At 62.4% G+C, this 14,402-nt stretch carries 14 protein-coding genes and 2 pseudogenes; 6 read left to right on the forward strand and 10 right to left on the reverse strand.

What is annotated here, in order from left to right:
• From NKH37_RS18000 to NKH37_RS18010, 3 genes are all read left to right on the forward strand, one after another.
• Positions 1-821 (forward strand): amino acid ABC transporter permease (locus NKH37_RS18000; RefSeq protein ID WP_353041255.1); only part of this gene is annotated, 821 nt, incomplete at its 5' end.
• The gene (locus tag NKH37_RS18005; protein ID WP_023720610.1) at positions 818-1,492 is read left to right on the forward strand and encodes an amino acid ABC transporter permease; all 675 of its coding nucleotides are present in this window, start codon (positions 818-820) and stop codon (positions 1,490-1,492) included. The genes NKH37_RS18000 and NKH37_RS18005, both read left to right, overlap by 4 nt.
• A gap of 29 nt (positions 1,493-1,521) precedes the next feature.
• Positions 1,522-2,250: an amino acid ABC transporter ATP-binding protein gene (locus NKH37_RS18010; protein ID WP_031194468.1), complete on the forward strand. Its 729-nt coding sequence runs from the start codon at positions 1,522-1,524 to the stop codon at positions 2,248-2,250.
• Positions 2,251-2,393: 143 nt separating this feature from the next.
• Here the strand turns inward: NKH37_RS18010 and NKH37_RS18015 are convergent, their stop codons facing one another.
• Complete coding sequence (locus NKH37_RS18015; RefSeq protein ID WP_352641025.1) at positions 2,394-2,816, reverse strand: hypothetical protein; 423 nt, start codon at positions 2,814-2,816, stop codon at positions 2,394-2,396.
• A 303-nt stretch (positions 2,817-3,119) separates the two neighbouring features.
• A pseudogene (locus tag NKH37_RS18020) lies at positions 3,120-3,335 on the reverse strand (Gfo/Idh/MocA family protein); the annotation flags it as partial.
• Here NKH37_RS18020 and NKH37_RS18025 point away from each other — a divergent pair.
• Positions 3,309-3,506, forward strand: a pseudogene (locus NKH37_RS18025) (polar amino acid ABC transporter ATP-binding protein); the annotation flags it as partial. The pseudogenes NKH37_RS18020 and NKH37_RS18025 sit on opposite strands and share 27 nt — an antisense overlap.
• A 24-nt stretch (positions 3,507-3,530) precedes the next feature.
• On the opposite strand, the gene NKH37_RS18030 reads toward NKH37_RS18025, so the two are convergent.
• Positions 3,531-3,962: a DUF6841 family protein gene (locus NKH37_RS18030; RefSeq protein ID WP_353003749.1), complete on the reverse strand. Its 432-nt coding sequence runs from the start codon at positions 3,960-3,962 to the stop codon at positions 3,531-3,533.
• 310 nt (positions 3,963-4,272) lie between these two features.
• Positions 4,273-4,749 (reverse strand): RidA family protein, encoded by a 477-nt coding sequence (locus NKH37_RS18035; protein ID WP_353003600.1) that lies wholly within the window; start codon positions 4,747-4,749, stop codon positions 4,273-4,275.
• 183 nt (positions 4,750-4,932) lie between these two features.
• Between NKH37_RS18035 and NKH37_RS18040 the strand changes: the two genes are divergently transcribed.
• On the forward strand, positions 4,933-5,631 hold the full coding sequence (locus tag NKH37_RS18040) for a TetR/AcrR family transcriptional regulator (protein ID WP_352639466.1): 699 nt from the start codon (positions 4,933-4,935) through the stop codon (positions 5,629-5,631).
• 103 nt (positions 5,632-5,734) lie between these two features.
• Here NKH37_RS18040 and NKH37_RS18045 read toward each other — a convergent pair whose 3' ends face one another.
• The 4 genes from NKH37_RS18045 to NKH37_RS18060 form a co-directional block, all read right to left on the reverse strand.
• Positions 5,735-6,793, reverse strand: a complete 1,059-nt coding sequence (locus tag NKH37_RS18045) for a Gfo/Idh/MocA family protein (RefSeq protein WP_352639464.1) — start codon at positions 6,791-6,793, stop codon at positions 5,735-5,737.
• A gap of 55 nt (positions 6,794-6,848) precedes the next feature.
• A complete protein-coding gene (locus tag NKH37_RS18050) occupies positions 6,849-7,634 on the reverse strand; it encodes a ThuA domain-containing protein (RefSeq protein ID WP_352639462.1) in 786 nt (261 codons plus the stop codon).
• A 196-nt stretch (positions 7,635-7,830) separates the two neighbouring features.
• Positions 7,831-9,360: a DUF2778 domain-containing protein gene (locus NKH37_RS18055; protein ID WP_352484007.1), complete on the reverse strand. Its 1,530-nt coding sequence runs from the start codon at positions 9,358-9,360 to the stop codon at positions 7,831-7,833.
• Between the two features lie 611 nt (positions 9,361-9,971).
• On the reverse strand, positions 9,972-10,784 hold the full coding sequence (locus NKH37_RS18060) for a class I SAM-dependent methyltransferase (RefSeq protein WP_352484008.1): 813 nt from the start codon (positions 10,782-10,784) through the stop codon (positions 9,972-9,974).
• Positions 10,785-10,971: 187 nt separating this feature from the next.
• Here NKH37_RS18060 and NKH37_RS18065 point away from each other — a divergent pair, with 187 nt between their 5' ends.
• Positions 10,972-11,394: a hypothetical protein gene (locus NKH37_RS18065; protein ID WP_352484009.1), complete on the forward strand. Its 423-nt coding sequence runs from the start codon at positions 10,972-10,974 to the stop codon at positions 11,392-11,394.
• A gap of 198 nt (positions 11,395-11,592) precedes the next feature.
• Here the strand turns inward: NKH37_RS18065 and NKH37_RS18070 are convergent, their stop codons facing one another.
• Both NKH37_RS18070 and NKH37_RS18075 read right to left on the reverse strand, forming a co-directional pair.
• The gene (locus NKH37_RS18070; RefSeq protein WP_023720625.1) at positions 11,593-12,189 is read right to left on the reverse strand and encodes a cation efflux transmembrane domain-containing protein; all 597 of its coding nucleotides are present in this window, start codon (positions 12,187-12,189) and stop codon (positions 11,593-11,595) included.
• Positions 12,190-12,220: 31 nt separating this feature from the next.
• Positions 12,221-14,377: a heavy metal translocating P-type ATPase gene (locus tag NKH37_RS18075; protein ID WP_502895820.1), complete on the reverse strand. Its 2,157-nt coding sequence runs from the start codon at positions 14,375-14,377 to the stop codon at positions 12,221-12,223.
• Between the last annotated feature and the right edge of the window lie 25 nt (positions 14,378-14,402).

Consider the following 14,402-nt stretch of genomic DNA (forward strand, 5'->3'; position numbering starts at 1 on the left):
TACTCGCTACTCGCTACTCGCTACTCGCTACTCGCTACTCGCTACTCGCTACTCGCTACTCGCTACTCGCTACTCGCTACTCGCTACTCGCTACTCGCTACTCACTACTCGCTACTCGCTACTCACCAGTCACCAGTCACCGCCCCACCATGCTCGAAAACTTCAGCTTCCGCACCATCGTCGAATATCTGCCCCTGTTCGGGCAGGGCCTCGTCATGACGGTGTGGCTGTCTGTCCTCTCCTTTGCCGGCGCGCTCGCCGTCGGCATCGTGCTCGCCGCAATGAACCTGCAGCGTGGCCGGCTGTTCCGCGTCCCGGCCAAGGCCTATATCGACGCGGTGCGCGCCACGCCGCTGCTGGCGCAGCTTTATTTCCTCTATTTCGGCCTGCCGCGGCTCGGCTTCGTCCTGCCCGAGCTCGTCGTCGGCATCCTGGCCCTGTCGCTGAACAGCGGCGCCTATGTCGCCGAGATCATCCGCGCCGGCATCCTGTCGATCCCGCGCGGCCAGGTCGAGGCCGGCGTCGCCTCGGGCATGACCTATGTCCAGCGCATGCGCCTGGTCATCCTGCCGCAGGCGTTTAAGGTGACGATCCCGCCGCTGCTCGGCCAGGCGATCGTGCTGGTCAAGGATTCCGCGCTGTTGTCGCTGATCTCGGTCGCCGAATTGACGCGCGCCGGACAATTGCTCGCTTCCGACCGCTTCATGCCGGCCGAAGGCTTTATCACCATCGCCGCCTTCTACCTGCTGCTCTATTACGGGCTGAAGGGACTGGCGGCACTCTCCGGGCGCTGGCTCGGCCTGGCGGGGGCACGGACATGATCTGGCAGCAACTGCAAAGCATCGCCGGCAGCTATCCCCTCGCCTTGCGCGGCCTCGGCATGACCGTGGTGCTGTCGTTGATCAGCCTGGTGCTGGGCACCTTGCTCGGCTTCGGCCTCGGCATCCTGCGCACAGGCGGCAACCGGCTGATCAGCAGCGCGATCGGCGGCTGGGTCGACCTGATCCGCGGCACTCCGTTCCTGGTGCAGATTTTCCTGATCTTCTTCATCCTGCCGGAACTCGGCATCGAGCTCGACGCCTTCACCGCCGGCATCATCGCGCTGACCAATCTGGCCGCCTGCTTCATCTGCGAGATCGTCGTCGCCGGCATCCGCTCGGTGCCGACCGGCCAGGTCGAGGCGGCGCTGGCGTCCGGCCTGTCGCGCTGGCAGCGCATGCGCCAGGTGGTGCTGCCGCAAGCGATGCGCATCGTGCTGCCGCCGCTGGTCGGGCAATATGTGCTGCTGATCAAGGATTCCTCGGTCGTTTCGGCCATCGGGCTCACCGATCTCACCCGCGTCGGGTGGCTGGTGGTGCAGCGTGTGCCGAACGGCCTGCTCGTCTTCTTCCTCGTCGGCGTCGGTTATTTCATCGTCTGCTACCCCCTGATCATGCTGGCCCGACGGCTGGAACAGCGCATGGGCGCAGCCCATGGCGAGGTGCAGCTATGACGAACCTCAGCAGCAAGAATGGTGCCGGCATGATCGAATTTCGCGGCGTCAACAAATGGTTCGGCCAGCTCAACGTGCTGAAGGACATTACGCTGAGCGTCGAGCCGCGCGAAGTGGTCGTCGTCTGCGGCCCGAGCGGCTCGGGCAAGAGCACCTTGATCCGCTGCATCAACGGGCTGGAGACGATCCGCGACGGCGACCTGACGGTCGACGGCCAGCGCCTCGGCGACCCCGCCACCAACATGACGCGACTGCGTACCGAGATCGGCTTCGTCTTCCAGTCGTTCAACCTCTATCCGCACAAGACGGCGCTCGAGAACGTCACCCTGGCGCCGATCCATGTCCGCAAGATCCCGCGGACTGAGGCCGAGAAGGCCGGGCGCGAGCTGCTCGCCAAGGTCGGCCTCGCCGACAAGGTCGATGCCTATCCGGCGCAGCTCTCAGGCGGCCAGCAGCAGCGCGTGGCGATCGCGCGCTGCCTCGGCATGCGCCCCAAGATCATGCTGTTCGACGAGCCGACCTCGGCGCTCGATCCCGAGATGATCTCAGAAGTGCTCGACGTCATGGTCGCGGTCGCCGAGGAAGGCATGACGATGATGGTGGTGACGCACGAGATGGGCTTTGCCCGCAAGGTCGCCCAGCGCGTCGTGTTCATGGACGCCGGCGCCATTGTCGAGAGCGGCACCCCGGACGAGTTCTTCTCCAACCCAAAGACCGACCGCAGCCGCGCCTTCCTGAGCAAGATCCTGCGGCATTAGGGTTCAAACTCAACTCAGCTGGCTGTCGTCGATGGCCGAGAGGGATGGAAAGCGGCCCTTCGCTGGACGTTCCCTAATACGACAGATGCGCGCCGGGCTTCCTCTTAGGGCGGCCATTGCCGCACTTCCACCAGCCGCTTCCCTTATGCGGGCATCAAATCGATGACCCGCATGATCGCGACCGCACTGCTCGTGTTCTGGGTGCCTTCTGTCGTAGCGCCATTAGCGCAGGCCCAAACATCGCCCTTCTTGACTGTGAACTTTTGTTTGTTGTGAACGACCGAAAGTTCTCCCTCAGTCATGTGGCAGAGCATGTCGTTCTTCATCATGTTGTCAGCCGTCTTCGCTCCGGGCTGAATGACAACATCGCGCAGCTTCACCGTTGCATAGGCTGGTATGACCGACTTGCGCTCACCAAGCGCTACAACTCTGACGCCGGGTGAGACCTCCTTGCCCTCATCGGGGCCGTAAGTCTGGGCGGATGCTGGTGTCCCCCAAGCGATCAGAGGCGTTGCGGCCAGTGTAAGACCGAGTGCAAGTGTGGATCTACGATTGACGGCTTCCATTGTTTCCTCCCTGTTCAAAAGTTGGTCGGAAAGGTAGGCCAACAATCAAGGATGGGCCGTTGCGGCGAAGAGTCAACTGACCTTCCGAGTTAGTTCAGTCTCGCTCGCGGCTAGCGAGGTTTCACAAACCACCCGGGTCGCCGAGACGGAGAGGGGGAATTGCGCTGACCATGTCATTGCGTGCGACCTTGTCCCGACATTAAAGACATTTCATTCTTGCGAATGCCCTCGCTGCCAAAGACCCCTCTCCGGCCGCTTTGCGGCCACATCTCCCCCCGCTTGGCGGGGGCGAGGAAGCCAAACCTATTGCATATCGGCGTGGGTGCTCAATTCGGCCCTCTTCTCATCCGAGACGACGGCGAGGTCGAGGACCTTCTGCAATTCGGCAGCATGCCGGAACGACGGTTCGGCCTGGACGCCGTTGCGGACTGCATCGATGAAGCGCTGGTAGTTGGTGGGCACCGTTCCGGCGTCCAGAACTTGCCATTTAGCGTTCTCGACGTCTTCGCCGAGGAAGGCATGACCATGATGGTGGTGACGCACGGGATGGGCTTTGCCCGCAAGGTCGCCCAGCGCGTCGTGTTCATGGACGCCGGCGCCATCGTCGAGAGCGGCACCCCGGACGAGTTCTTCTCCAACCCGAAGACCGACCGCAGCCGCGCTTTCCTGAGCAAGATCCTGCGGCATTAGGAGGGCATTAGGACAAAGCGGACCTCAGACGATGCCGTGCTTTCTCAACAGCGCCTGCTCGTCGTCTGATATCCAGCCGAAAACCTTCGGCTCCGCGTCCAATTTCTGCACGAGGTAGTGGACGTCAAAATCTATCGCCACCTTCGATTGATCCCTGCGGGCATAGGTTGCCGTCCAGGCGACATGGGCCACGCAATGATGTTCGTCTATCGGCGAGAGCCTGAGGTTGCGTATCCGCATTTCCTTCGTACCTATCGCGCGATAGTGCGCATAGCCTTGCGCCATGACCTGCTTGAGTTGCCCATCGTTCTTTCCAGTCATGACCCCGGCGGGCGAAGCCGCTATGAAGTCCGAAGCATACAGCGATGCGACTTCATCCATGTCCATGTCGCCGCCGAGGGACTGGTTGAAAAAGCGCTCATATCTCTCGAATAGCTTCCTTACGCTGGCTTCCATCATTTCATCTCCAGGTGAGGCTATGTTGGGTGGGAGCAGGAAACGCTCCGCCGATCTCCGACATCCGCAATGGCCTCAGCCATGATGACTTCGTCCCGGGGGTGGAGCAAGGAGCGAAGCGACGCGGCGCAGACCCTGGGATGACGAATGCGTGGTGCGACCCGATTGTGCACGACTTCGATGCCACCCTTGTCGCCGCAGACGCAACAAGCGAAGCCCTGTTGCTCGGCCCTCGTGATGGCGAGCGCGCGGCTGTCGGAGGCGCGCTCGACCCATTTCAATTTGGGCGATCGGAGCTATAGCCGCGCCCCTAGTCAAGCACGACCACGGCCTCCACCTCGAAGAGCATCGGGTCGATTGCAAGCTTGGGAACGGGAATTAGAGTCTGCGCCGGCAGCGCCTCGCCGAACATCTCCTTGACGTTCTTGGTCAAGACCCCAAGCTTGGACATATCGTGATCGACCACAAAGACCGTGAGCTTGGCGACCTGATCCGGCCTGGCACCGAGCGCATCGAGGGCGGTGCGCAAATTTGCGTAGGCCTGCGCAACCTGGACAGCGAAGTCGGGCGACAAGGCTCCCGTGCTGTCCTGGCCGCCCTGTCCGGAGATGTAGGCCAGCCGGGCTCCGCGGGGCGTGATCACCGCCGTGCTGTAGCCATTCGGCGATGGGTCATAGAGGTTTTGTGGATTGACGATGGTCAGCTTGAGATCATTCGCTGTGGCAGTGGAAACGCCCATGGTCATCACGATTAACCCTCCGATAAGCAGGCGCCTGGCGCGTGGCATGATTTTCTCTTGGCTCTGCCGACTGCGAGCAAGACACCCTCGCGGCCGGCATGATTGATATCGGCGATCGACTCGTACGCCGCACGAGCCAGTCGCATGGTACGTCGTACGAGTCAATCGTTCAGGATCGACATTCGTCGCGTTGCCGGTCAAAATCGACGGCCCGAACAGCGAGGAAGACGGATGGCAGCCAAACGTAGCGGCGCCCGGAGCACGCGATCTCAGCGGACAAGCGGGTCGCTCCAGCCCGTGCAGGAGCCGCGCAGTGAACCGCCTCTCTCGCGGGAACGTATCGTGGCGACCGCGGTAGAACTGCTGGACGCTCAAGGGGTCGACGGATTGACGATGCGTCGGCTGGCCGATCGCCTCGGCTCGGGCGTGATGAGCCTATATTGGCACGTCGACAACAAAGAGGATGTCTTTGATCTGGCGCTCGATTCGGTGCTCGAATATGGCGGACCGCCGCAACTGGTTGAGCCTCGAGACTGGCGCGGAGAAGTCGTCCATATGCTCGAAGACTGGCGCGCCAGCATGCTGCGCCATCCTTGGTCGGCATCGCTGTTGCCGCGCCGGGCGCTCGGCGCGAACATCCTCAGTCGCCTTGAACTGCTGAGCAAGACCTTGTCCAGGGCCGGTGTGGCGGACGCAGATTTGAACGTCGCGATATGGTCGCTGTGGAACTATGTGATGGGCGCCACCATCAGCCGGGCGAACTTCGACCTCTCGTACGACGGCAGAGCCGACACGCAGCAGCGCCTTACAGGGCTCAGCCAACGCTATCCGACGATCGAACGCTCTCGTCTGCTGTTGGATAACGATTGGGATGGTGCTTTCCGGAAAGGCCTCGGCTTCCTGCTCGATGGCCTCTCTCCAAGACAATGAACTCTGCTTTCAGAGTCGTGACTTCCTGCCGTGAATGGCCGAGATGCAAACTCGGTTTTGTTTTGACCCTGACCGCCCCCGCCCCGCCGCGAGGAACCCAGGCCTATTGCGCATCCGCGTGCGTGCTCAATTCAGCCCGCTTCTCATCCGAGACGACGGCGAGGTCGAGGACCTTCTGCAATTCGGCAGCATGCCGGAACGACGGTTCGGCCTGGACGCCGTTGCGCACTGCATCGACGAAGCGCTGGTAGTTGGTCTGCACCGTTCCGGCGTCCAGAACCTGCCATTTGGCGTTCTCGACATCTTCGCCGATGCAGGCTTTCAGCTCTGAGCCGGTCAGATTGTGCACGACTTCGATGCCGCCCTTGTCGCCGTAGATGCGCAGGCGGAGTTCGTTCAAATGGCCGGTTGCCCAGCGGCTGGCATGGACGACGCCGAAAGCGCCATTGCTGAAATCCAGCGACATGGTGAAACTGTCATTAGCGTCGAGCCCGTACTCGCCGATCCGGTTGCCGGGCGCCTTGTCGAAGGATCTCAGCCGGCAGAACACATGGTCGATATCGAGCGCCGCGCCATAGCTGGCGAAATCGAGGATATGGATGCCGACGTCGCCCAGCACGCCATTGGAGCCGTGGCCGCGCGACAGCCGCCACAACCATTTCGGATCGGTGCGCCAGTCGCCCCAGAACTTGGACACCAGCCAGCTCTGCAGATAGGACGCCTCGACATGCCTGACCGTGCCGATCTCGCCGGCCAGCACCATGGCGCGCGCTCTCTGCAGCGGCGCGACGTTGCGATAGGTCAGGTTGACCATGTTGATGATGCCGGCCCGCTCGGCGGCATTGGCCATCTCACTGGCCTTCTCGAAATTTTCGGCCAGCGGTTTCTCGCACAGCACCGGCTTGCCTGCCGCGATCAGCATCATGGTGGTCGGATGGTGGATGCGATCCGGCGTCACGTTCGCCACCGCGTCGAACTTGCCCCATGCCAGCGCCTCGTCCAACGACGCGAACCGGTTGGGGATACCGTAGATCTCCGAAAACTTGTCGACACGCGTACGGTCGAGATCGACGGCGCCGATCAGTTCGACGCCCTCGATCTTGCCGAACTGCCTGGCGTGCTCCTCCGCCATCCAACCGGTGCCGAGTATCAAGAGGCGCATGATTCTTATCCTTAGGACAGGGCTTTATCTTCTTGTTCGACCATGGATTTGTGGTCTAGCGAAAGCCGGCTTCGCCGGCGGAATGAAGTTTTCCGCCGCGCTCGACGATCGGCTCGAGCGCCTTTTCCGCCGGCACGTTCGGCGCATCGAGGATGGCCGGATTGGAGCCGAGCGGGTTGTGCGCCCATTTCACCGCATTGCGCAGCACCTTGTGGACGTTGGCATCGTGATAGGTCGGATAGGTCTCGTGGCCGGGCCTGAAATAGAAGATGTTGCCGGCGCCGCGGCGATAGGTCAGCCCCGACCGGAACACTTCGCCGCCCTGGAACCACGAGATGAACACGGTCTCGAGCGGCTCCGGCACGGCGAACTGCTCGCCATACATCTCCTCGTTCTCGAGCTCGAAATACTCGCCGATCCCGGCTGCGATCGGGTGGTTGGGGCTGGTCACCCAAAGCCGCTCGCGCTCGCCCGCCTCGCGCCATTTCAGCGTACAGGGCGTGCCCATCAGCTTCTTGAAAATCTTCGAGAAATGGCCGGAATGGAGAACGATCAGCCCCATGCCCTCCCAGACACGGCGCGCCACGCGCTCGACCACTTCGTCGGCGACGGCGCCATGGTCCTTGTGCCCCCACCACAGCAAGACATCGGTCTCGGCCAGACGGTCGGCCGGCAGCCCATGCTCCGGCTGCTCCAGGGTTGCCCACGACACCGAAATCTCGGGGTCGAGCTTCAGCGCATTGGCAATCGTCGCGTGCATGCCCGCGGGATAGATGCCGGCGACCACCTCATTGGTCCGCTCATGGATATTCTCGCCCCAAACGACAGCGCGTATTGTCATGATGTCCTCTTGATTGTTTGAAGCTGGAGCCGCCCGACCGGTCAGTCATAATATCCCCGGCCGGGAATGAAAACCGTTTCGCGGCCGGCTGCTGACAATCTGTTGGAAATCGGGCGGGAAAGTCCACGCGGCAAAACCAGCGATGCCGGCGCTGTTCCCGCCGACATCTCACATGTTTGCGCTGCCTGCGAATAACCTAAGCGCCGCGGCCCTCTTGGGCGACGCGTGTCAGCGGCTTCGACAGCCGCGGCACCACGACAAGGCGCTTGATCTTGCCTTTCTTGTAGGCGGCGAGGAAGCGGGCATAGTCCTTGAAGACGACGCAGCCATTGGATTCGGCGCGGCCGCCGCGCAGCATGTAGGTGTGGGCGAGCAGGCCGTCGCGGCCATATTTGTTGCTGCCGCTGGCAGGGGTGAGACGCAGTGCCTCGACGCCGTGGAAGCGCGATTCCCGCAGCGTCAGATTGTAGGTGTCGGGCGGCGTCGGACCGACATTCTTCTTGTGAACGTAGCGCGGCTGGTCGACCATCGAACCGTATCCCGAATGTGCCTCCAGCCGCGAGCCGTCGGGCATATAGACGGTCTTGGCCGAGATGTCGTAGACGGCGACGCCGCTGCCCATGCCAGGCGTGGTGAACAGGTTCCTGAAGGCCCCGCCGAGTCCGCCGGAAGGCATGTCGGGCTTGGCATAGGCCAGCATGTCGCCGCCCTGCGTCTTCGACCGTTTGCCCGGCTTGCCCGACACCGCCGGCACTGCCGCTTGTGACGAATTGCGAGGCGACAGGCTGCCGGGTTGCGTCTCGACCGGCGGAGCATCGGCCGTCTGGACCTTGCTCGCCCTGGATGCCTGGGTCTTCGATGCCTGGGCCTTGGATGCCTGGGGCGGCTCCGTTTTTGCTGCCTGATCCTTTGGCGTCCGGTCTTTCGGCGCCCGGTCTTTCGAGGCTTGAGTCTGGGGCGCCGGCTGATCGATGACCGCCCGCGGACGCAGCGTCGGCAGCGGAATGCTGTCGGGCATGTCGTCCTGCGGCGGCAGCGAGGCCAACTGGACCTCAGGTTCTTGCGGCTCTTGTGAAGCCGCGGGCTCGCTTGCCATGACGGCTGCCGGGAGCACGTCGATCATCTGCTCCGGCAACGTATTCGCCAGCGCCAGCGCCAGGCGCGACGAGCGTTCGATCTCCGCCACCGCCGGCCCGAAGCGCACCGATGCCGGGCCGTTCGGGTCGGGTATGCGTACCGGCTCGGCGAACCGGGCATCGGCCGGCAGGCTGGCGAGCATGACGGGTGAGCCGGAGGAGGCACGGGCAAAGGCAGCGGCAAGCTTTTGCGGCGACAGCGCGGCTTTGGCCACCACGTCGTCGAAGCTGGATTGCCGCGATGCATCGGCGACAAGCGGCACGGTATTGCGCTTGAGACGCGCCGATTTTCCCTGGTGAACGAAGTTCGACGCCGACCGCAGGCAGTTGGCATCGCATCCGTGCTGCAGCAACTGGGCCGACAGCGCTGCGTTTGCCGCGGCCCATGTCGGGGCCTGCGCCTTTGCAAGGCTGCGGCGAGGATCGGCGAGCGCGATGGTGCGCGGCGCGAGCAGGCTTTGCGGGAGACCGTTGGAAGCGGCGGTGAGCGAGGTTCCCATCGAATAAAGGCCGGCCAAGGTCGCCACCGACCATAAAGCAATGGCTGCGCCGACGGCCGGAACCGCGACCCAGCGCAGGCCGGGCCTCATCGAAGTCAATCCAGTTGCAGGACTGTCACCCCGGGTTTTCGCACTTACAAACGCCATTCAACCACTCTCAATCGGCCGTTGCCGGCTAGCGGATTTCGCAGCCGTGACATTCACAGTTCGCCTGGTGCCCCCAGCACACTTCGCGTCTGTTGCCGATTGATTCAAAAGATGGACAAAGTTGGTTAACCAATCCCTCTACCGACCGCCGATTGGGCGACGGTCACACCGAAAAACGCCCTCCAAAACCTGCATAGTTGGCAAAACTGCCCTCCAATGATGACTTTGCTGCCCGTTTTTGTCGGCCGAGTCAAGAAAGCGAAATGACTAGACCTTGCTGGGCGGAGTCGGCGACGGCTGCCAAAGTGAAGCCAGGCCGACCGAAATCGCGCCGCCGGCAGCCGCCGCCATCAAGCCCCGGCGATCGGTCGAACTGGCGGTTATCGACCTGCCACTTGTCGACCTGCCACTTGGGCGAATGAACGATTAACGTCTGGGAATTCAGGATAGCGGCAAGACGTTTACTGCTCAGCGCTGGAACGGAATATCCAGCACCTCAAGCAAATTCCAGGAAAAGTGTGAAACGGTTTTCCGCCCGGAAAACGATGAACCGTTCAGACCACAGCCATGATTATGTGAGCCTGGATTTTGGCAGCAACCTCGCCGCTGCCATGCCTGTCTGCAATCGCGGCTGCGGCGTAGTCGGTTGCAGCATCCAGTTTTCCCGCCTCCCTGGCCTCGATTTCGTTGCGAAGCAGAGTGCCCTGGCAATAAGCAACGGCCGGAAGACGCGGCGAGGAGGCACGGCTTTGTTCGGCCCTCGTCTCGATCACCACACCGGAAAAACCTGCGTCCTCCAGTTCGCGACGGATCAGTGCCGTATCGTGGTAGCCATGCGGCGTGCGGGCCAGAAAGCGCGGCGGATCGTTCGGAAAAATCCTTGCGAGAGCATTCGTCACATCGTCGGCAAATACATTCTCCTCGATGCGATCCCATACGCTGAATAGGAAATGTCCGCCAGGCTTCAGAACTCGCCGGGCTTCGCGGTAGGCAGATGAGCGGTTGGGAAAGAACATCGCACCGAACTGACAACAAACGAGATCGAAGGTCGCATTTTCAAACGGCAGCGCCAGAGCATCGGCCTGACGCCATTCGATGCGATCATCGGGAGCTTGCCGCGAAGCGGCGTAGTCGAGCATCGGCTGGTTGAGGTCGGTTACGACATAGCTTGCACTGGGGGCCAGTTTTGGCGCCAATGCGCGGGTGACAACCCCGGTGCCCGCGGCGGTTTCCAGAACGGCCTTGGGCGACAAGGACGCGGCCCGTCGTGCAAGATCTGCGGCGAACGGCTCGAAAATCAACGGCACCATATAGCGGTCGTAGTTTTCCGGAATCGAGCCAGCGAACACCTTGTCCGTTTCCAACATGCTATCCCCCGCCGTCCGTTTGATGGCTCGCCAGCATAGCATGGAATTGTTTGTTATTCGGTCGCATTCGACCGGGAGGCGGTTCGCTCATGGACCCTCCGAAACGGCGTTCTGCAGTTATCTGCAAATGTGCTAACATAGAGTGGCCATGCACATTGGTGCGTCGCCAACATAATGGTAGGATGCGATGAAAACCATAAATCGCAGGTCTGCAATTGCGCTCGGCGTGACGGCGGCCGCGGTAACGCCTTTGTTCACGCTGGCGGCAGCTGCAAAGGTCAAGAAATACGGCCCGAAGGAAGGCAAGGAAATAGCCCCCGGCGTCAGGGTGGTCGAGGTCGGCACCGGCAATTCCGATATCCCCGCCTACAAGAGCATCTCAATTGTCGATGTGGTCTTTCAGCCGGGAGCAGCCGCTCCCGCAATGGTAATGGACAACGACATGGTATGCACCATTGCCGCCGGTGAATTCACGGTCAAGAAAGCCGACAAGCAATTCAAGCTCAAGGAAGGTGACATGTATACCTGCTCCAAGGGCAAGACCGAGGCGGCAGCCAACACCAGCAAGGTGGTCGGCATCCACCGCATCGCCGTCTTGATGCCTGCCTAGCGCATGCCAACGAAAACCGGCCCGCGTCCTCGTCCGGGACGCGGGCCTTTTTGATGATGTTCGTGGCGGTTTCTCTCTCGGTCCGCTTTGCAAGTGTGCGTTTATATTAGAGATCACGCAAGTTTCTGGATGACTGCCGGCCGGTATGCGGCCTGCATTGGCGGATTAGCAATCCGGCAGCGCGCTGAGCGTTTGGCTTCACGAAACGGCTCGGTGCTCTTCCCGGGCAGCCTCCCAGACCTCGCGCGCCGCGTCTGCATTCAGTGCCGCGATTCCCAGCCCGACGATCAGATCCGGCCATGCCGAGCGCCATAGGAAGGCCGTCACCAGTCCGGCCAGTATGATCGCGATGTTGGCGACGGCGTCGTTGCGGGCCGAGAGGAATGCCGCCCTGGTAAGACTGCCGCTGTGGTGGCGGTAGCGCGCCAGCATGTAGGCGCATGACAGGTTGACCGCCAAGGCGCCCAACCCCGCCAGCGTCAGGGCCGTTGGCTGCGGCGGCACCGGCATGTTGAACTTTTCCCACGCGGTCCACAGCGTCGCCAGGCCCGGCACCAAAAGGATAAGTGCCAGCGCCATGCCGACCCGCGAGCGGGCACGCAGCGACCATCCCATGGCGAGCAGTATCAGGAGATTGACCGAGGCATCTTCCAGAAAATCGACGCTGTCGGCGAACAGCGACACCGAGCCGATCGCCAGCGCCACGGCGAATTCAATGCCGAAATAACCGAGGTTCAGCAGCGCGACGACAAGCACCACCCGGCGAAGGCCGTCCGACGTAATGGCTTGCTGCATGGTCTGTCCCGATGTGATGGTGTTGATGCTCTTACCAGCTGCTCTTCCAGCGCAACAGCCGCATGGCATTGGCTGTCACCAGGACCGTCGCCCCGGTGTCGGCGAGAATGGCCGGCCAAAGGCCGGTGATACCGGTGATCGTCGTCACCAGGAACACTGCCTTCAGCCCCAATGCCATTGTAATGTTCTGTTTGATGTTGGCCATGGTTGCTTGGGACAGCCGGATCATGGCGGCGACGTCACCGACGCGCCCATGCAGCACCGCTGCGTCAGCCGTTTCAAGAGCCACGTCCGTGCCGCCGCCCATGGCGATGCCGACATCGGCCGCGGCAAGTGCCGGCGCATCGTTGATGCCATCGCCGACCTTGGCGATCCTGAACCCCTGCCCCTTCAACTCACCGATAATGCGCTGCTTGTCCTCGGGCAGCAATTCGGCGCGCGCCTCGATGCCGAGATGCTTGCCGATGGCAGCCGCGGTGCGCTTGTTGTCACCGGTCAGCATAACTGTTTTGATGCCCGCATCGGTCAGCGCCTTTAGACCCGCCAATGCGTCCGGCCGTGGTTCGTCGCGCATGGCGATGAAGCCGCCAAGAGCGTCGTCGATGACCAGCACCGACACCGATTTTCCTTCATCGTTGAAGGCCGCGATGCGTGCAGCGTGGTCGGCCGGCAGCGGCGCCTTTTCGCCGGCAGCGGCCGGCGAGCCCAGAAACAGGCTCTTGCCGCCGACGCGACCGACGACGCCCTTGCCGCCAATCGCCCTGGCCTCGGCAGCAGGTGGCACCGGAACCTTGTCAGCATTGGCCCTTTGCAGAATGGCCAGGGCCATCGGATGACTGGAACCGGTCTCGAGCGCTGCCGCCAGGGAAAGAATCTCGCATTCACGGACGCCCACTGCAACGACATCGGTGACCTGCGGCTTGCCGAGCGTCAGCGTGCCGGTCTTGTCGAGCGCCACGGCAGTGATGGTGCCGAGCCCTTCCAGCACCGCGCCGCCCTTCATCAGCAGGCCGCGCCGGGCGCCCGCCGAAAGCGACGCCGCAATTGCCGCCGGCACAGAAATGACCAGCGCGCACGGACAGCCGATGAGCAGCAGCGCCAGACCTTTGTAAATCCATTCGTTCCAATCGCCGCCAAGGAGCAGCGGTGGCATGATCGCGACGAGCGCCGCGACGGCGACCACGCCGGGCATGTACCAGCGTGAGAACCGGTCGATGAAACGCTCGGTGGGCGCCTTGCTTTCCTGCGCCTCCTCGACCAGCTTGACGACTCGTGCGATCGTGTTGTCGGCGGCGGCCGCCGTGACCTTGACGCGCAGCACGCCGTCGCCGTTGATAGTGCCGGCGAAAACCTCGTCGCCAACCTTTTTGCCCACCGGGATGCTTTCACCCGAAACAGGCGATTCATCAATGGCGCTGTCACCCTCGGTGATCTCGCCATCAGCCGGAATCCGATCACCGGGCCGCACCAGAATGATGTCCCCCACGGCCAGGCTTTCGGCCGGCACCTCGCGGCTCCTCCCATCCTCTTCGACCAGCGCGGTCTTGGGAACCAGTGTGGTGAGCGCCTGGATGCTAGAACGTGCCTTCCCAGCGGCCACCCCTTCCAGTAATTCGCCGATCAGGAACAGGAAGACCACTGTCGCCGCTTCCTCGCCGGCGCCGATAATGACGGCGCCGGCGGCCGCCACGGTCATCAGCATTTCGATTGTGAACGGAATGCCGGCGAGTGCGGCCATGACCGCCCGGCGCGCGATCGGCACCAAGCCGAGCAGCGTGGCAGCGATGAAGGCCCATGGGCCAGTCGCGGGCCAGGCGTAATGAACCGCGAAAGCCATCGCCAGGGCAACGCCGCTGGCGATGGTCAGGCGGTCCTTGGCGCCGTTCCACCACGGCCCCGACATCGGCGCATCATCGTTGCCGTGCAACCCCGCTAATTTCTTGTCGTGACTGTGCGTTCTGTGGTCATGGTCGGCCAATTGATCGGAGGCCGGCGCTCCAGACTTGGCGGTCAGCGGAGCAACAGCGTAGCCGAGACCGGTGACTTTCCTCTCGATCGCGTCAAGATTGCTTTCGGAAGTATGAAGGACCGTCAGAGTGCCCGCCGAAATGGACACGTTAACATCCTGCACACCAGGCATCCGCCGCACAGCCGTATCGATTTTGCTGGCACAGCTCGCGCAATCCATGCCTTCAACGCGGTAGCGGGTCTGT

Source organism: Mesorhizobium sp. M1217 (assembly GCF_040318275.1).
In the GTDB taxonomy this organism is placed as follows: domain Bacteria; phylum Pseudomonadota; class Alphaproteobacteria; order Rhizobiales; family Rhizobiaceae; genus Mesorhizobium.